Here is a 17,744-nt window from a genome sequence, read left to right as displayed (position 1 = left end):
GTATGAGTTTAAGGGTATGGTTAAATCAATTTATGAAGGGGAATAAGATGAGTAACTCAGCAGCAATTTTTATCGGTATTCTTCAGGCAGCTTTCGCAGCAGCCAGCGCGGGAAACGAGGATTCTATAGAATGGGTTTCACGGGCGTTGAAGGCAGAGGGCTTGCAGCAGAGTACCTTTGAGAGCAAGATAATCGGGCAGGAGGTGAGCTTTCATATTTATCTTCCAGAGGTGTATAGTATGCAGCGGGAAAATCATTTTCCAGTTATGTACTGGCTTCACGGCAGCGGAGGCCGCCCTGCACAGGATTATCAAGCAGGCGGGGGCAGAGGGCCTGCCGTGCTTTCTGGGCATTTCGGCGGAGCTATGCGGGCTGGAAAAATACCGCCAATGATTATTGTGTATCCAAACGGGCTTCGAAAGGGGATGTGGGTTGATTCGAAAGACGGAAAAACGCCGGTAGAATCGCTGCTGGTCAAGGAGTTGATCCCGCATATAGACGAAAATTTCCGTACTATTTCGGAGAAATCAGGACGTATGATCGCCGGCCACAGCGCAGGCGGATACGGAGCAGCGAGGATCGGCTTCAAATATCCAGAGATTTTCTGCGCTGTGTCGATGCGGGGTTCAGGGCCGCTGCAGGAGGTGTTTACCCCTTCGATAGGGCCGAAAGGGAACGCTCAAACCCGCAGGCGGATTCTCAGGAAAATTTACGGCTCTGATCAGGAATACTTCAAAAAACTCAGCCCGTGTTATCTGGCAGAGAAAAATGCAGATAAAATTCGCGGGAATCTGAAAATCCGTCAGATTATTGGGGATAAAGATTACTGTCTGCCCGATAATGTTGATTTTCACAGGCATTTAGAAGGCCTTGATATCCCTCATGAGTTTATCGTTTTAGAAGGCGTGAAGCACGATACCGCTCAGCTTATGCAGGTTTTGGAAAAATCCTCCAGCTACTGGCAGTTTTATCAGACTGTTTTCGATTCTCCGAAACCATCAAAGAAGGCAGAGAGCTTTAAGATTCAATCTGCTTCATAACCGAATCGGGAATATCGAAGTTTGAGTACACGTTCTGTACATCATCGTGTTCTTCGAAAGACTCTATGAGATTGAGGATTTTCTGGGCTTTCTCCGGGTCTGATATTTCCACGTTGTTATCGGGAACCATCGCCACCTCAGCGCTTTCTACCTCAATGCCTGCATCATCAATCGCAGATTTAAGGTCGTTGTATGCCTCCGGAGCGCAGCTTATCTCGTACATATCGCCGTGGTTTTCCATATCATCCGCTCCGCTGCTGAGGACAAGATCCATAAGCTGCTCCTCATCGGCCTTATCAGCAGAGATGAAAATAATGCCTTTTTTGGCAAACATATAGCTCACGCAGCCGCTTGTCCCCATAGACCCGCCTCTCTTTTCAAAGAGCTTTCGAATCTCCGGGGCTGTTCTGTTTCTGTTGTCTGTGAGCGCATCTATCATAACCGCCACGCCGCCGGGAGCGTATCCCTCGTAAACCACCTCCTCAAAGCTCACAGCTCCAAGCTCGCCGGTGCCCTTCTTGATGGCCTTTTCGATAGTATCTTTGGGCATATTGGCCTGCTTGCCCTTATCGATGGCGTAGCGCAGGGGCAGATTCGTATTCGGATCGCCTCCGCCGTTTTTGGCTGCTACCATAATCAAACGTGAAATCTTGCTCCATATTTTGCCGCGTTTGGCGTCGTTTGCAGCCTTTTTGTGTTTAATTCCAGCCCAGTGTGAATGACCTGCCATTTATGTTGATTCCTTATATTAAAATCGTTATATTTTACAAGTCTCAAACTTGAGACTTTCATTTCAGCTTTTCTTTTTTGTTTTTTTGGTTTTAGCGGAAGTCTTTTTGCCGGCTGAAGCCTTTTTTGAAGTCTTTTTGCCGGCAGTTTTCTTAGTTGAAGCCTTCTTTTTTGCTGAAGTTTTCTTAGAGGCAGCTTTCTTTGTGCCGGTTTTCTTGGAAGCGGAGACCTTTTTGGAAGCAGTTTTCTTTGCTGAGCTTTTCGAAGCCTTCTTCTTTGCAGCAGAAGAACTGTCCGCAGAGCTTTTCTTTGCGGAAGCTTTTTTAGCTGTCTTCTTTGCGGTTTTTTTGGCCGTTTTCTTAGCTGTTTTCTTGGCGGTCTTTGAAGAAGCTTTCTTTTTTGCCCCCGTTTCCTTCTCAGAGCTCTTTGTGCTGGAAGACTTCTTCTTTGCCGAAGCCTTTTTGGTGGAAGTTTTCTTAGTGGAGGTTTTCTTTGAAGGCGCCTTTACTGAGTTTTTGTCATCAGCTTTAGCTTCAGTTTTTTTCTCAGCAGGAGCGGCCTTTTTCTTAGCCGCAGATTTTTTCTTCGTTGTTTTCTTTGCAGCCTTCTTTGAAGCGGTTTTCTTTTTCGCTGAAGACTTCTCCTTTTCCTTCTCTTTTTCTTCATACTCAGCAGCAAGCTCTCTGAGCAAATAGAAGGTTTTTTCTGTATCCTTGCTGGTAATCTGCCTTACAACGAAATTCTTAATCTCCTTGTTTTCAGAGTCTGGATGAACGAGCCCCTCGCTCTTGAGCATATCGGCAATGCACTGATTAACCGGTAAGACGTGCGAATGCTTTAAGAAGAGCAGGACATAATCAGCTGCAAACTCAGAGATCCCGCCAACGTCATCAAGTATCTGTTTGGCCTGCTTTTTGCCTGCCTCATCAAGCTCTTCGAGGGTTGTTCTGTCGAGATTGGTGAATATTGCATTGAGGGTGTTAATAAGATCATCCGATATTTTCCTCTGCAAATCTGGGCTCACCCCTGCTTTATCAAGGATAGAAATAATCTCTTCATTCCTTGATACCCTCAGATCGTTCCAGTCAACAAAGTGCTCGCGCATTAGCTTGAGGCACTTATCCACCATCTTTTCAGAAATAAACTCGCTTAAAATCCCCCTAACCATACAGTCAGTGTTGGTTGGGAACTGTGCTGATTCGTAATTCCTGCCTTTGAAAGACTTTTTAAGGAAATTTTTCAGCTTCTCTGAATACTGCTTGGAGTTTTTCATTTACAACTACCCTTAATTGGGGGACAACTATTCTTCGTCTTCAGGTTTCTGTTCATCATCGCTGTCGTTCTGGTGAAGCTCTTTTGAAATCTTGTCGATTATTTTCAGCGTTTCATTGGTTTGGTCCTGCTTGATATCCTGATGCAGTGTTATCAAAGGGCAAAACCTCATCTGCAGCTCGCCGGCGATCTCAGACTGAATAAAGCCCCTTGCATGGGTTATGGCCTTGAATGAAAGCCTGCTTTCTTCTTCTGAAACGCCGAAACAGCTCAAAAACACGTCTGCATACCGCAGATCCGGCGATAACTCCACTGAATTGACGCTTACAAACGACTTTATTCTCGGGTCCTGAAGCTCCCCGATAGCCTCGCTCACTATATCTCGGATAACTCTGGCCACCCGAAGCTGCCTTCTGGAACTGTTCATAGAGCACCAGCCTTCTAAGGACTTATTCTACCGTCCTTTTTACTTCTACAATTTCGTAAGCTTCTATCTGATCATCCACTTTCACATCATCATAGCCGGCGATTTTCAGCCCGCATTCATATCCGCTTTTAATTTCACGAACATCTTCCTTGAAGTGTTTCAATGATTCTACAGAAGCGTTATCTTTTATTACAATATTATCCCTGATGAGCCTTACCCTGCTGTTTCTTGTTACCTTCCCGTCGGTTACGTAGCAGCCGGCAATAGTGCCCACTCCCGGAACCCTGAATGTATCTCGAACTTTCAGCCGGCCGAGGCTCTGCTCCACCTCATCCGGAGCGAGCATACCAGACATTGCATCCTTTAGGTCTTCTGTGATTCTGTAAATCACATTGTAGAGCCTTATATCAACGCCCTTGGCATCAGCAAGCTGTTTTACTTTCACATCAGGAACTACATTAAATCCTATAACCACCGCATCGGAGGCCTCTGCCAAAACAACATCACCCTCAGTTACTCCGCCTACGCCGGAGTGGATGATATTTATTCTAATCTCGTCTGTGGTTAAGTCGGAGATGTATTTATGGAGCACATCTACAGAGCCCTGGACATCAGCACGGATAATCACCTTCAGCTCCTGAACATTGCCCGCTTCAATCTGTGAGAAGAGGTTGTCGAGAGTAACCTGCGAGCGTTTCGAGAGCCTGCGTTCTCTTGCGTGGGATTTAATCTCTTCTGCGGCCTTCTGAGCCTTGTTAATATCTCTGAGTATGAAGAATTTGTCTCCCGCAGAAGGCACATCGCTGAGCCCTGTTACCTCTACCGGCATTGAAGACTTCGCTTCCTTGAGCGATTTACCGAAGCTGTTTTTCATTGAGCGGATTCTTCCGTAGCCCGGCCCTGCAAGGATCACATCGCCCTTCTTCATGCAGCCCTCGCGAACGAGCACAGTGGCAACCACGCCTTGAGTGGTGGTCATTCTCGCCTCAACTACCCAGCCTGTTGCGGGTATGCCCGGGTCTGCATTGAATTCGTTAATATCTGCAACGAGATCTAAATGCTCAACGAGCTCGCTGATTCCCTCGCCCGTTTCGGCGCTGGTTTTTATCACATCAGTCTGTCCGCCCCATTCTGTGGGCACAAGGTCGTGCTCGGCAAGCTGGCCGTAGATCTTGTTGGTGTCAACGCCCGGGATATCTATCTTGTTCAGCGCAATCACTATCGGAACCTCAGCAGCCTGTGCGTGCCGGATAGCTTCAACTGTCTGAGGCATCACGCCGTCGTCTGCTGCCACCACAAGCACAACAATATCTGTCATATTGGCTCCCCTTGCACGCATTGAGGTGAATGCAGCGTGCCCGGGAGTATCGAGGAAGGTTACTTTCTTTCCGCCAATTTCAGCCTGATAAGCGCTGACATGCTGTGTGATTCCGCCCGCCTCGCCTGATGCCACAGACGCCGAGCGAATCTTATCCAGAAGCGAGGTCTTTCCGTGGTCAACGTGGCCGAGCATCGTTACGATAGCCGGACGCTTAACTTCTTTGCGTTCACGGTTTTCGAATTCCTCGCTGATTTGTTCTTCTATTGTCTTCTGGTGTTCAATCTCAAGCTCTACGCCAAACTCCAGCGCAACCAGCTCGGCCGCCTCAACAGAGATGCTCTGATTGGCATTCGCCATCACTCCCTGCTTCATAAGCTGAAGGATTATATCGTTCACCTTAACAGCAAGGGCAGATGAGAGAGACTTAACACTGATCGGCTCTGAGATTACGGCCTTTTTAGGACGCTGCTGCTCTGCTGTTTTCTGCTGCTTTTCGTCCTTCTTCTTGGACTCTATCTTGCGCGGGGTTTTGAAGCCCACTTTCTTGCCTCTTGCGGCAGCAAGACGGGCTTTTCTTTCCTCAACATCCCTGCCCCTGAGCTTGCTTTTCTTGGCAATCTTCGGGGTTTTGATTTTTTCGTCTTCTCCGCCTTTGTGCTCTTTCTTTTTCTTATCTTTTTTGCTTTTGGCCGGCTGGGGCTGAGCAGATTCCGGTACTGGCTGAGGCGAAGCAGGCTCAGGTTTCTTTTTGAAATGCTGCTTTGTTTCCTCGCCCTTCTTTGCAGGCCTCTTTTTGTGGTGTCTGGGTTTGTGAACAGACTCCATCCTCACAACCTTCGGCCCGCTCAGCTTCGCAGGAGCCGGCGCATCCAGCCTCGGTCCTGCCGGTTTGATGTCTTCAGCCTTTGGAAGCTCAACCATCTGAGGGTTTTTGCCGTCGTCGGTTTTCTTCTCTTCCTTCTCAGCGGAAGCAGGCGTCTTTTGAGCAGAGCTCTCTTCCTGCTTTTCTTCGGTTTTTTCTTCCGGTTTTTCTTCCGGTTTTTCTTCGGGTTTATGCCCTTCGCCCGCCGGCTTTTCAGCCTTGGCGGGAGCTTTATGCCTTTTGGAGGTCTTGCCGGTGAGTTTGCTTCTGGGCACAGGTTTTTCCCCTGCAGTTTTCTGGTCCTGAGGTTCCTGCTGCTCGGGCTGTACTTCTTGTGAAGGAGTTTCGGCCTTTTCGGCCTTTTTCTTCTGCTGTTCTACGCGGTATTTATCATCAACGGGAGCAGCGGTCTCCACAGTGGTGTTGTGTTCACCAGCGGAGAACCATTCTCTGATTGTAGCTGCACGCCCAGCAGAAAGGGTTGACATATGATTTTTCACATCCATACCCTCTGCCTGGCATTTTTCCACAATCACCTTGCTCTTAACGCCAAGTTCCTTAGCTAAAATATGAACTCTTGTTACCGGTTTTGCCAAATTATTGCTCCCTTTTTGGGCTCGAAAACCCTGAAACTTTTACTCTTCCCGGTCTTCCTGCAGGTCTGACTGCTGCTCGGGCTGTTCATCCTCTTGCTGAGCATCCTCTTGCTGAGCATCTTGCTCTTCAGCGGCTTTAGCACCACCTTCTGCCTGCTCCGGGAATTCCTCTTTGAGCTTTTCTCTTGCAGCCTCAATAACCTTTTCGGCCAGCTCGGGCTCAAAATTCAGCTCCTCAACGAGCGGCTCAGCGCCCACTTCATCAAGATCGTCAAGGGAAATTATGCCCAAGGCTATCAGTTCATCCACAAGCCTCGGCTCGCCCTCTAAAAGATGTTCAAGGGCATTATTAAGTGTATCTACGCTTTCATTATATTCATCAGGCGTAAGAATTTCAATATCCCAGTCGGTAAGCCTTGCAGCAAGACGTACGTTTTGCCCGTGCTTGCCTATAGCGAGACTGAGCTGGTCTTCCGGGACCACTACTACCGCCTTGCCGAGCTCAAAACAGAGGGTGATCTCCGAGGCAACCGCCGGCTTTACAGCGTTGATAATGAATGCCTGAGAAGACTCGCTCCACGGGACTATATCAATCTTCTCCCCGCTGAGCTCATCCACAATGCTCTTGATTCTGCTTCCTCGAACACCTACGCACGCACCGATTGGATCTATTCGATCGTCAACTGATTCCACAGCAATCTTCGTGCGGTATCCCGCTTCTCTCGAAAGCGAGCGAACCTCAACGATGCCGTCTGCAATTTCCGGTACTTCAAGCTCAAACAGCCTTCGGACAAAATCAGGGTGCGTTCGAGACAGAACGATCCTCACCTGACTCGTGCCTTCTTTCACCTCTGTTACGAGGGCTCGAACTGTCTCGCCCGGGCGGAAGTTTTCGCCTGCTATCTGTTCGTCCTTGGGCAGCTCGGCTTCCACGCGGTTTCCAAGGCCTACGACAATCTTTTTGCGGCGTTCTTTCCGCAGAACTGTACCTGTGATTATATCGCCTTTACGCTGGACAAACTCGGCAAAGATGCTGCCTCGCTCGTCTGCTTTAATCCGCTGAATCATTACCTGCTTAACCGTCTGAGCGGCTATCCTGCCCATAACGCTTATATCAAGCGGTTCATCGTCCATATACGCCGTTATCTCTCCGCTTGTTCTGTCTATATGGATGGTGTACTCGGCATCCTGAACGCCGTAGTATTTGCGCACACCGGAAGCCATTGCTGTTTCGAGGTCCTGAAAAAGCGACTCCAGATCAATATTCTTATCTCTGGCTATATTCTCTATTATCCTGACAAGTTCCTGATTCATATTTTTTCCGTTCCATATAAAAACAAAAAAGCGGAACCCACGGGCGCCGCCTCTCTATAACTGACAAAAATATACACCGCCGCCTGCCGCAGCAGCTCGAAAACCGGAGCAATTACGTAATCATCTGCAATCGCCTTTGCTAAAAATATTTTTCTCAGTATAACGAAGCATAAACCCGCTATAAGTAAACTGTTCACAAAAAAAAGACACTTCCGTGTCTTTATAATTAATTAGACATTTCCCGCCGCAGTTCGCAGTTAGCTGACACTGCAACTGGAGCTATTCTAATACAACCGCTAAGGCGTGTCAACTGCTTATAATATTATTTTGGAAAATCTAACTGCTGAAGGTGAAAAAACTTAATAAAAAGTTCACCGTAAAGACAAAATGAGAGCCAGAACAAGCAAGCTTTGTATCTCTCAAATACGGCTCAAAAAAGCGAAGTAAACAGAGAAAAATTGACCGGCACAGGGAAAATAAATCGAAAACGGGCTATTTTTGATTTGCCCGGAGCAAAATATACAATATTATCAGTGTTCAGTCTGCCGATAAAAGGCTTTGAGCTGAAAATGGCCGGCGTGAATATTGAGCCAAAAAACCGAATTCTCAATATTGCTGAAAGCGGGCTCTCCCAGCCGAATTTTTCTTCAATGTAAACATATTTCAGAATAAATTTATCGGATGTACGAAGGCAGAATCAAGTTTATAGTGGCTGTGTTTATCTTTCTTCTCTGCATAACCGCAGCGAGGCTGGTAAACCTCCAGCTCGTTCACTGCGAGGCAACCAGGGACCAGATCTCCCGCACCGGCGTTAAATCGGCACGTGTTTTGCCCACTGTAAGGGGCAGCATCACCGACCGCTTCGGCGAGAAACTCGCTGTTGACAGTCCCGTATTCCAGCTGATGATTCGCTATGAGCTTTCAAGACTGCTTGATGAGAGATTCTGGCTTGCTAACGCTATCGTCCGCTCGGAGGATAAGGGCATAGGCTTGGAAGAGGCGAGGGAGTATTGGGAAAATCAGCTCGCCTCTGATATTGAGCTTCTGGATACGATCCTCGAATATGCAGAGAAATTCTCGCCGGCAAGCCTTGAGGAAATCAAACAGGAAATATCGCAAATCAACGACAGGATGTGGCGTTTGAGAAGGTATTTCGCCTGGCGGAGAAACTTCCCCAATTCCAGCTCAATATCCGATTTCGACAGCCTTCCACAGCGTGAGAGGCTCGCTAAAGAGGCCTTTGTAAACGACCTCTGGGAGATGAAAAATAAGTGGTTCGCTGTTGCCGATATCTCTCAGGACAAGATTTATCACGCCCAAAACACCCTTTCCTCAAATCCCGAAGTTAAGATATCCACAAGGGGCAGAAGGAAATACCCGTACGGGAAAACCGCCTCGCAGATTATCGGCTGGGTTAACCCCTCACAGCCCGATAAAGAGCTTTTCAAAAACGACGAGCTCATTCGCTACAAAGAGAAGGAAGTGGCGGGGTTTGCGGGAACTGAAAGGATATGCGAGCCTTTCTTGAGAGGCAGGCGGGGCAAGATTGTGTACACAAAGCGGGACAGGCCTCCCAAAGAGAAGGCAAGGGAATTCGGCGATAACGTTCGCCTCACCCTCGACATCAAACTCCAAGAAAAGATTGAGAAGCTGCTCAAAGACCCCCTGAGGAATCCAAACAGCGATAAGATCTGCAATGCTGTGGTCATTGATGCACGCAATTCAGAGATCCTTGCCGCTGTTTCTCAGCCCGGCTTCAATCTGCAAAACGCAAGGCAAAACTACAACCAGATCATATCTGATCCAAATAAACCCTCCGTGAACAAGGCTTTCGAAAAGCTCTATCCGCCTGGTTCCACGATAAAACCGCTTATCCTCGCCGCTGCTCTGGAGGAGGGGGAAGTGGGCATTGATGAAACAATAAGCTGCTCTCTGCCGGCCGACGAGAACTGGCCGCGCTGCTGGCTTCAGAGGCTCGGGAGCTGCCATGATTATCAGTTTGAGGGTGAAGGCGGGAACAACGGCAGAAACGCCATTCGCGGCAGCTGCAATGTGTACTTCACTAAAGCCGCTCACAGGCTCGAGCCCCGCAAACTGCAAAAACACCTTTTCGCCGCAGGCTTCGGAAGGGAGATTCTCTGCCCGATTGATTTCTCGCTTGTGGGATGGAAGGTGGAAAATATGCCCTCTGAAGACAGAAACCTCCCCGAATCTCGGGGCATAATATGGAGCGGATACAACACCCCCGAAGGAACGAGCTTTGAGGGGATCCCGCCGCTTAGCAACGGGGAGAAACGCTGGTTTGGAATGGGGCAGGGAAATCTGAGAGTGAGTCTGCTTCAAATCGCAAACCTGTACGCATCTATAGCAAGGGGCGGGGTGTTTGAGAGGCCAGTAATTTATTCAAACATCTCCGAGCCGCTGAGAAAGCAGGATCTGGGCTGGTCTGAGGCAACGGTTAAAAACGTCGAAAAGGGGCTCTGGATGGTGGTAAACAAGATTCACGGCACTGCATACAAGCAGTTCAAGGGTTCGGAGCTAATGGAGCTGGACGTTGAGATATACGGAAAAACCGGCTCCACCCAAAACCCTGAAAACGCCCTTTTCGCAGGCTACATCGAGGCTGAGAATTCCACTGTTGCGATCGCTGTGATCGTGGAAGGCGGACAGAGCGGGGCAAGAGACGGAGCCCCGCTTGGAAGAGAGCTCTTTAAAGTGATTGAAGAATGCGGCTATTTCGATTAAATTAGCAGTCTGGTTTTGAAAAATTATTTTACGGGGATATATGGACGACGGAAAAAAACTGAACTATTTCGAACTGTTAAACAAGGCATACGATTTCTATAAGGCCAACTGGCAGGCACTGCTCAAATACGGTGCGATATTCTTTATCATAATGACCCTCGCTCAGGTGCCGATTGTGGTTTATCTTTTCTCGCAGGGCTACGGCGAACAAACCGACCTGATAAAGTTTTTCAATAAGCTCTCGCCAAATTCGCTTGGAGTAATCTTTATGCTCTCAGTGGTTACCCAGCTTATAGCGGTTTGCCTAATAACCGGGCTGATACGCGTTGCGGGGGCGATGCTGGAGGAAAAGGAGCATTCAGCATCAATGCTCACAAACTGTTCAGACTGCTTCTGGCGGATTTTAGGCTGCTACTTTGCAATGCATATCGCAGCCCTTGTGCCGGTGTTTGCAGCGGGCGTGCTCGGGCTTGCAGCGATTGCAGGCGGGACGGGAACTGTTGCTGCCTTTGGCGTGTCGGCGTATCTGGTGATGAGGATGATTTTTGCGCTTTTCTTTATCGCCGAAACGAAAATGACTGTGCGGGAGTCTGTGCTCTCCAGCCTCGCCATGACCGGCAGCGAACACGGCTTAATGCTCAAGCTTATCCTCACGGTATTCGCCGCATTCCTGCTCACGCTGTACACCTACGGTTTCGCAACGGTGATTGTTATGCCGTTTATGGTTTGCGTATTCACCTTCGTTTTCAGAAAGCTGAAGGAAATCAAAACAAAAAAACCAGAGTAAAAGCTGCTCAGCGCCCCTGAAGGCAGGATGGCAAGCATAAAGCGTTTCGTAAATCATCAGCCCTTTAAGGCGAATCCCGCTATTTGCTCTTTCGTTTGGATTTGCGTCTTTTTCTGCTCTGTGTGTATGAACGCCTGTCTTTGGTTTTCGCCTTGAACTTGTGTTTCTTTTCGTGTTTGGGTTTGAGTTCTGTTTTTTTTACGAGCGGCTCATTTGGCAGCAGGGTGATCTGGCGAATCGGAACAACCACATTCGAGATGGTAACATCTATCTCCAGCCCAATCCGCACGCGCACTCCGCTGTGCTGACCGGTAAGGGTTTGGGATTTCTCGTGAAACTCCCATCTGTCCGGCCCGAGCTGCTCAGAAGGTATAAATCCTTCAATCCCGAATTTCTTGCACTGAACGAAGATCCCCTTGCGCACAACACCGCAGACGTAGCACTCGAGTGTTTCGCCGACCTTCTTCTCGAGCATCTGAAGAACCAGCACCTTCTTGAGGTCTCTCTCGGCGTTCTCCGCCTTGTCTTCCGTTTCGCTTATATGCGTACCAAGCTGGACAAGGTCTTGCTCTGAGGGGATTTCCATCTTTTCGCTGAGCCTGCCTTCTTTGAGATATTTATCGAGCAGGCGGTGTATGGTGAGGTCTGCATACCTTCTGATGGGGCTTGTAAAGTGGGTGTAATGACGGGAAGCGAGGGCATAATGGCCGATGTTCTCGGGCGAATAAACCGCCTTCTGAAGGCTCCGGAGCACGGCATTATTCACTGCATACTCCAGCCCCGTTCCGCGAACCTTATCGAGGATTTTGCGCAGGGATTCTCTGTCTGCGCTTGGCGGCATTTTCATCCCGCAAACGCTCACAAAATCCGCAAGTCTCTGGGCGCTGAAGGCGTCCGGGTCTGGGTGTATCCTGCGGATGAACGGGATATCGAAGCTCTCGAGCAGTCTTGCAACCGCCTCATTCGCCTCCACCATAAACATCTCGATTATCGTATGCGGGTAGCTCTGGTCTGCGGGGTTTGCATCAACCACCTCGCCGTCGTCGTTTAGCACTAGGTCTATATCCGGCAGGTCGAGATGTATCATCCCGTCCTCCTCGCGGCGTTTTTCGATCCGGCGGGCGAGCATATCCATATCTCTGAGCAGCTTGTTGATCTCCTGCGGGAAATCGAGCTTTTCGCCCTGAAGCATCCTGTCTGCGTCCCTGTAGGTGAGCCTCGCTGAAGACTGAATCAGGCTGTTGGCATATTTGGTTTTGTTCTTGACTACCCTGCCCCGCTTGTCGTATGTGATGTAAACGCTCTTGGCGAATCGCGGCTGGTGCGGCTGGAGCGAGCATACGCCGTTGCTGAGCACCTCCGGGAGCATCGGGAGAACCCTTCCGGGCAGATACACGCTGTTTCCCCGAAGGCCTGCCTCCTCATCGAGAGCTGAGCCCTCGGTTACAAACCGGCTTACATCTGCAATATGGATCCCCAGCACGGGGTTGTTTTCTTCATCAAATTCGAGGCTGATAGCATCGTCGTAGTCTTTGGCTGTATCTGGGTCTATTGTGATAAGCTCCTTGCTGCGGATATCCTCATAGCCCTTGCCCGGCTTGAAATCAACTTCTGCACATTTTCTCGCCTGATTCCTGCATTTTTCATCGAATCCGCTTCGAAGCTCGAAATTCTTGACAGTAGCTTCGATTTCGGTTTCGTAGAGCCCCGCCCTGCCTATAACCTCAATTATCACGGCCTTCCCGAAGTTTTTATCCTTTGGATACTTCAGCACCTCATAATAAACCTTATCCTCCTGCTTTGCCCCCTTGATCTTCGGGTCGTCAACGAAGAACGGGGCCTTGAAGAAATTCCCGTCCGGGACAATCATCCACCTGCCCTCATTCTTATAAAGTGTGCCGGTGGAGGTGGTTTTAGCACGCTCAATCACCTTTGTTATCTTGCCGGCAAGCAGGAATTTCTTGCCCTTGCGGCGCCTTCGTATTACCTTCGCCTCCACGGTATCCCCGTCGCACGCACCGTTTATATTGTGCCGTTCTATGCGGAGATCGCCGTCTCTTGTGGCAATGAGCGGGGAAACGAAGCCGAATTCCTGCCTCGTTGAGCGGAATGTGCCCTTCACAACATCTCCTGAGCTGGGCAGGGTGATGCGGGAATTTTTACCGAGATCCAGCAGACCTTCCTCGAGCATCTTCCGCACAGTCTCGCTGAACTGCTCTCTCTGCTGCTTATCATCAGCTCCGAGCATCTCCGCGAGCTCTTTTTCAGTTACGGGGGAATATTCAGAATTCTTTACGAATTTCAGAATCCTGTTTTTAAGACTTTTCATAAAATCTTGTCCTTTTGCAAATTTAATAAAACGGGATTATAACCCTTTAGCTGGGATTTACCAAACAATAATATGAGATAAAAACCGCTTAAAAATTCTTAATACACCCTCAAGCATACAAAGTTCACTGAAAAGTTTGCTCTAGTGTGCGAGAATATTTTTGGCAAAGCTTTGTGTTCCGTCCAGCCTGCAGAGGATTTTAAGCGTAGCTCGGTTTAAATATTTCGTTTCGTGAAATCGCTGCGTGTTACTAGCCACAATCAGAGACGCACGTGGAGTCCGCCGCAGGGGGAGAACAAACGGATAGATTCGTGGCTCGTGGCAGAGTAGCAGAGCTGCAAGTCCGCCTGCGGCGGATGGCAGAGTAGCTCGTGGCAAAATCATTAGTGAAAAATCAGCGCTGATTAGTGGTTAAAAAAATATCTCTCCGCTTCCTCCGATATCTCCGTGTAAAAAATACAATTTAAACATTGGAGAAGAGTTTGGTATTGCGGTGAAACGTTCTTCCGGCAGAGAGCTTTCCCCTCTCATTTATGAAAATGTTTTCTCTGATGTAAAAGAGAGTTAAACCGAACCTGTCCGCCGAAGGCGGAGAGGGAGGCAAGAAATTAGACAGGATTAACAAGATTGACAGGATGAGATAAAGATTTCATATTAATTTTAAATTGGCTTTCTCCATCAAAAGAACCTTATCTTAAATCATTAGTGAAAAATAAGTACTGATTAGCGGCTGAAAAATCCCCTCTCCGCCGGCCGGTCAGCCTCCCAGCTCGAACACCATCTTGTAGTCATCCATCACATACCCGCCGCCGATATCCATCACGATAGACCCGCGGTTTTCAAAACCGAGCTTCTCGTAGATCCTGATCGAATCGGAGTTGTTCTTATTCACCGTGAGGTAAATCTCATCTGCACCGCCGGCTTCGGCAAGCTGCTTAACGTATTCAAGGCTCTCTCTGCCAAGCCCCTCGCCTCTGAATCTCTTGGCTACGTAAAACTTGCTTAAAAACGCCTTCTTCTCAGGCTCAATCTGCAGGGCGAAATACCCCGCATCCTCGCCGGCAGTTGTGGTAAGGCAGTATTCGCAGCCCTCAGCGATGCTCCGGGCTATTGCCCGCTCGCTCTGAAACTTATCCAGCATATACTCCACCTGCGCCTCGCCTACAATCGGGATATAATGCTCTCTCCAGATTGCGAAGGCAAGCCTTGATGTGCGTCGGATAAGCTCCTCGCCCCAAACTTTCACAAATTCCGCCATCCTACAGCCCGAGCACATCCTTCATCTTATACCAGCCCGGCTCTTTGCCGGCAAGCCAGCCTGCTGCCCTTATCGCCCCCCGCACGAAATTATCGCGGTTGTGCGCCCTGTGCTGAACGGTAACAGTTTCCCCGAGCGTGGAATACATCACCTCGTGGAAGCCGATTATATCGCCGCCTCGCACGGCGTGCATACCGATCTCGCCGTCTTTGCGGAGCGAATCGGGTCCCTGCCTTCCGTGCTGCACGCTTCCGGGCATATCGCGGCCGGTCTCCTCGGCAATCCTCTCGGCGAGGGTTGTGGCAGAGCCGCTGGGGGCATCCTTCTTGAACTTATGATGATGCTCGATAATCTCGATATCATATTTCTCGCCCAGCATCTTGGCGAATTTGCCCACCATCTCGAACAGGAAATTCATCCCGACGCTCATATTCGTCCCGTATATCACGGGGATATCCTTTGCCGCCCGCTCGAGCTTACTTATCTGCTCGTCAGAGAGCCCTGTAGTGCCCATAACAAGGCCGATTCCTGCGTTTTGGCAGTATTCGATTGTCTCATCGGCGGCAGGTGCGAGGGTGAAATCGATCATAACATCCGCAATCTCCGGCTTCCTCGAGCTCAGAGGCAGGCCGATCCTCCCGATTCCGGCAGCCTCGCCGGCATCATTGCCCAGAAGCTCTGAGGAGCTGTGCTCCAAAGCCCCCACAATATCGAATTCCCCGCTCTCCACAGCCAACGCAAGAATCCTCTTGCCCATTCTTCCAGCAGCACCGTTTATTACCAGTTTTGTCATAAAAAACTCCTTCAAATTTATTGAAAGTTCAGTTAAAATTGTTATAAGTTGCAAGTTCGCAGGGTTTTCAGCACTCAGCGAACTAATACAGCAATATATCAGTATTTACAGTATGTTTCAAGGTTTTTAGAAATATCATTTTGCGAGGTTAAGATAAAATGAGCTCATTGATCAAAAACACATTCCTTCTGGCCGCAGCGATCGGACTGGTTATCTCAGCAGCGGGCTGCCAGAGCGAATCGGGCACTGGAACGCTTCTGGGAGCAGGAATCGGAGCCGCTATCGGACAGGCCGTAGGCGGGGATACCGAATCCACTGCTATCGGTGCCGGCGTTGGCGGTGCTGTGGGCTACGGCGTGGGCAAGCATAAGGAAAACCAGCGGAAACAATCACAAACCCCCGCCCAGCAGCAGAATTACAGCCCTTCAGACTCCGAGACGATCGAGAAAACTGTCTCCTTTGAAAACAGCAACGGCTCGCAGTCTTCGGTTACGCTGAGATACATCAACGGCAAATGGGTAGGACCGCAGGGCGAAACATATTCCACCCTACCGACAAAAGCCCAGATCAAAGCCGCATACGGCTCATAAATATGAACACGAGCGGAGAAAATTTTTCAATTTTTCGCAAAAAAAAATTGAAATGGCTGGGCGAGTCTGTATCATACCCGTTCCTGTTTAATTCCGCGGGGACTCCCCGCTCTCCATAAGGCCCCATCGTCTAGTGGACTAGGACATCAGGTTTTCATCCTGAAAACAGGAGTTCGATTCTCCTTGGGGCTATTGAGCCGCTTCCGCAAACGACGGAGGCGGCTTTTTTTATTCCCCCGCTCCACGGTTTTCAATGCTGATTATGATTGCCATCTCTTTTCTGCTTTCTGATTCGATGCATTCTTTCTGAAAACCCGCCTTCCTGCTCAAATTTTTCCGCGAGGCAGTAGATCTGCTTATCCAGCAGCCAGCACGCAAGATTTAAAAGCGATAATGCCCCGTTCGCTGCCAGCTCCTGGCTCACAAAGACTCTGCACCGTCCATCACGGACTCCCACGCCTTCATCTTGTGTTTGTCCGTGGATGTCTGTGGGCGTCTTAATCTTTCTCTCTGAGATTATCCATTCCCTGAATTGCTGCAAGCTGCTGCATCTTCTCGACTTGAATCGCATCAAAGCCGGATGCTCGGGGGGAAGCTGAGCGAGCCTGCTGGAAATATTGAGGAGTGCGACAATTTTTTTGGGCAAAGCTTTTTAAAGCCGAATCTATCCGCTTGTTCCGGCCCGCCTGCGGCGGGCCTCCACGTGCGGCTCGGTTTAAATGTTTGCCTTGTAAAATCGCTGCGGAATACTAACGACAATCAGAGCCACGCATGTAGTCCGCCTTCGGCGGACGAAATAAGTGGACAAAAGGCAATGAGAAGGCAATAGGCATAAGTTTTATTCGCAGAATTTTCACGCTGCACAGGCGATCACTCGCGCATGTTCGCCCCTACTCGCCAACGAAACCCGCAGACAAAAAATCCTTAGCGAGTTTTCCGCCGCAGGCGGACTGGCTCAGTAATATAGATAACAATAAATTCTACAAAGCATTGCAGCATGATGATTTGCATTTTGCCAAAAAATATTGTCGCACACTGATAGCAGTTGTGAAATCTATGCGGGTCTTGCCGCGATGGATTTCTTAAAAAAAAGGGCTGCAAAAGCAAAACTCATGCAGCCCTTATATGATAAACAAAAGGAAAATACTGCAACGACTTATTTAGTGAGAGTAATCGTGCTTAAGCACCATATCAATCTCGTGGTCGTGGCAGAGGTGGAACATGTTGCCGTAGAACATCTTCTTAGTCCGAGGTCGATAGCCGACCATATCTACGCCGTCTCTAACTTCTGTACGCCATCCGGACTTCTCAAGAGTCTTGGTTACCTTCTGTTCCAGTGCATCCATAGTTCACCTCCGTGAATAAATAATGTTTTTTAATTAACACAAAAAAAACCGCTTCAAGAATAATACTCCTTATTCTCCGAAGCGGTTTGTATTTAACTTTTCTTTTTCGTTCATACGTGTCTCGTTTCACCAAAGAAAAAACCCGACTCGCCGGAACTTACGTTCTGGCTCACCGGGTTTGTTCTTCTGGTTTTTTTACTTTTCTCAACTTGGATAGCCTCTAATAATGAATCTTCCAAATCTCATTGGCTGTTAATATAGCAGATTAAAAGCTGCGATTCAAGCCAAAATTAAAAAATTTTTAACATTTTTTAAATCTAAGCTTAATTTTTTCC

14 protein-coding genes and 1 tRNA gene are annotated in these 17,744 nt (G+C 48.8%); 5 read left to right on the top strand and 10 right to left on the bottom strand.

The window, feature by feature from the left end:
- Window positions 1-47: 47 nt before the first annotated feature.
- Window positions 48-1,040, top strand: a complete 993-nt coding sequence (locus tag STSP1_RS09055; RefSeq protein WP_161491690.1) for an alpha/beta hydrolase — start codon at window positions 48-50, stop codon at window positions 1,038-1,040.
- On the opposite strand, the gene STSP1_RS09050 is transcribed toward STSP1_RS09055, so the two are convergent.
- From STSP1_RS09050 to nusA, 5 genes are all read right to left on the bottom strand, one after another.
- The gene (locus STSP1_RS09050) at window positions 1,018-1,770 is read right to left on the bottom strand and encodes a YebC/PmpR family DNA-binding transcriptional regulator (protein ID WP_085756029.1); all 753 of its coding nucleotides are present in this window, start codon (window positions 1,768-1,770) and stop codon (window positions 1,018-1,020) included. The two genes, STSP1_RS09055 and STSP1_RS09050, sit on opposite strands and share 23 nt — an antisense overlap.
- A 63-nt stretch (window positions 1,771-1,833) precedes the next feature.
- Window positions 1,834-3,042, bottom strand: a complete 1,209-nt coding sequence (locus tag STSP1_RS12640; protein WP_193432578.1) for a hypothetical protein — start codon at window positions 3,040-3,042, stop codon at window positions 1,834-1,836.
- Between the two features lie 27 nt (window positions 3,043-3,069).
- Window positions 3,070-3,468 (bottom strand): 30S ribosome-binding factor RbfA, encoded by a 399-nt coding sequence (gene rbfA, locus STSP1_RS09040; protein ID WP_085756028.1) that lies wholly within the window; start codon window positions 3,466-3,468, stop codon window positions 3,070-3,072.
- 22 nt (window positions 3,469-3,490) lie between these two features.
- Entirely contained in the window at window positions 3,491-6,247 is a 2,757-nt protein-coding gene (gene infB / locus STSP1_RS09035) for a translation initiation factor IF-2 (RefSeq protein ID WP_085756027.1), read from the bottom strand.
- 39 nt (window positions 6,248-6,286) lie between these two features.
- Window positions 6,287-7,561, bottom strand: coding sequence for a transcription termination factor NusA (gene nusA, locus STSP1_RS09030; RefSeq protein ID WP_085756026.1), 1,275 nt, complete (start codon window positions 7,559-7,561; stop codon window positions 6,287-6,289).
- A gap of 681 nt (window positions 7,562-8,242) precedes the next feature.
- On the opposite strand from nusA, the gene STSP1_RS09015 reads away from it, so the two are divergent.
- Window positions 8,243-10,306, top strand: coding sequence for a penicillin-binding transpeptidase domain-containing protein (locus tag STSP1_RS09015; protein ID WP_085756023.1), 2,064 nt, complete (start codon window positions 8,243-8,245; stop codon window positions 10,304-10,306).
- Window positions 10,307-10,346: 40 nt separating this feature from the next.
- The gene (locus STSP1_RS09010) at window positions 10,347-11,093 is read left to right on the top strand and encodes a hypothetical protein (RefSeq protein WP_085756022.1); all 747 of its coding nucleotides are present in this window, start codon (window positions 10,347-10,349) and stop codon (window positions 11,091-11,093) included.
- Between the two features lie 79 nt (window positions 11,094-11,172).
- On the opposite strand, the gene rnr is transcribed toward STSP1_RS09010, so the two are convergent.
- From rnr to dapB, 3 genes are all read right to left on the bottom strand, one after another.
- A complete protein-coding gene (gene rnr / locus STSP1_RS09005) occupies window positions 11,173-13,422 on the bottom strand; it encodes a ribonuclease R (protein WP_085756021.1) in 2,250 nt (749 codons plus the stop codon).
- A 757-nt stretch (window positions 13,423-14,179) separates the two neighbouring features.
- Entirely contained in the window at window positions 14,180-14,680 is a 501-nt protein-coding gene (locus STSP1_RS09000; protein WP_085756020.1) for a GNAT family N-acetyltransferase, read from the bottom strand.
- A 1-nt stretch (window position 14,681) separates the two neighbouring features.
- Window positions 14,682-15,473, bottom strand: coding sequence for a 4-hydroxy-tetrahydrodipicolinate reductase (dapB, locus tag STSP1_RS08995; RefSeq protein WP_085756019.1), 792 nt, complete (start codon window positions 15,471-15,473; stop codon window positions 14,682-14,684).
- Between the two features lie 158 nt (window positions 15,474-15,631).
- Here dapB and STSP1_RS08990 point away from each other — a divergent pair, with 158 nt between their 5' ends.
- Both STSP1_RS08990 and STSP1_RS08985 read left to right on the top strand, forming a co-directional pair.
- Window positions 15,632-16,063, top strand: coding sequence for a glycine zipper domain-containing protein (locus tag STSP1_RS08990; RefSeq protein ID WP_085756018.1), 432 nt, complete (start codon window positions 15,632-15,634; stop codon window positions 16,061-16,063).
- 119 nt (window positions 16,064-16,182) lie between these two features.
- Window positions 16,183-16,255 (top strand) — tRNA-Glu (locus tag STSP1_RS08985).
- A gap of 58 nt (window positions 16,256-16,313) precedes the next feature.
- On the opposite strand, the gene STSP1_RS08980 is transcribed toward STSP1_RS08985, so the two are convergent.
- Window positions 16,314-16,709 (bottom strand): four helix bundle suffix domain-containing protein, encoded by a 396-nt coding sequence (locus STSP1_RS08980; protein ID WP_085756017.1) that lies wholly within the window; start codon window positions 16,707-16,709, stop codon window positions 16,314-16,316.
- Window positions 16,710-17,223: 514 nt separating this feature from the next.
- On the bottom strand, window positions 17,224-17,409 hold the full coding sequence (locus STSP1_RS08975; RefSeq protein WP_077540241.1) for a hypothetical protein: 186 nt from the start codon (window positions 17,407-17,409) through the stop codon (window positions 17,224-17,226).
- Window positions 17,410-17,744 lie beyond the last annotated feature (335 nt).

Origin of the sequence: Sedimentisphaera salicampi (assembly GCF_002117005.1) — a bacterium.
Lineage (GTDB): Bacteria > Planctomycetota > Phycisphaerae > Sedimentisphaerales > Sedimentisphaeraceae > Sedimentisphaera > Sedimentisphaera salicampi.
This window is presented reverse-complemented; position numbering and strand designations above follow the sequence as displayed.

Coding starts and splice junctions, on each gene's coding strand:
- STSP1_RS09055 (WP_161491690.1), top strand. CDS start 48: ATGAGTAACTCAGCAGCAATTTTTATCGGTATTCTTCAGGCAGCTTTC.
- STSP1_RS09050 (WP_085756029.1), bottom strand. CDS start 1,770: ATGGCAGGTCATTCACACTGGGCTGGAATTAAACACAAAAAGGCTGCA.
- STSP1_RS12640 (WP_193432578.1), bottom strand. CDS start 3,042: ATGAAAAACTCCAAGCAGTATTCAGAGAAGCTGAAAAATTTCCTTAAA.
- rbfA (WP_085756028.1), bottom strand. CDS start 3,468: ATGAACAGTTCCAGAAGGCAGCTTCGGGTGGCCAGAGTTATCCGAGAT.
- nusA (WP_085756026.1), bottom strand. CDS start 7,561: ATGAATCAGGAACTTGTCAGGATAATAGAGAATATAGCCAGAGATAAG.
- STSP1_RS09015 (WP_085756023.1), top strand. CDS start 8,243: ATGTACGAAGGCAGAATCAAGTTTATAGTGGCTGTGTTTATCTTTCTT.
- STSP1_RS09010 (WP_085756022.1), top strand. CDS start 10,347: ATGGACGACGGAAAAAAACTGAACTATTTCGAACTGTTAAACAAGGCA.
- rnr (WP_085756021.1), bottom strand. CDS start 13,422: ATGAAAAGTCTTAAAAACAGGATTCTGAAATTCGTAAAGAATTCTGAA.
- STSP1_RS09000 (WP_085756020.1), bottom strand. CDS start 14,680: ATGGCGGAATTTGTGAAAGTTTGGGGCGAGGAGCTTATCCGACGCACA.
- dapB (WP_085756019.1), bottom strand. CDS start 15,473: ATGACAAAACTGGTAATAAACGGTGCTGCTGGAAGAATGGGCAAGAGG.
- STSP1_RS08990 (WP_085756018.1), top strand. CDS start 15,632: ATGAGCTCATTGATCAAAAACACATTCCTTCTGGCCGCAGCGATCGGA.
- STSP1_RS08975 (WP_077540241.1), bottom strand. CDS start 17,409: ATGGATGCACTGGAACAGAAGGTAACCAAGACTCTTGAGAAGTCCGGA.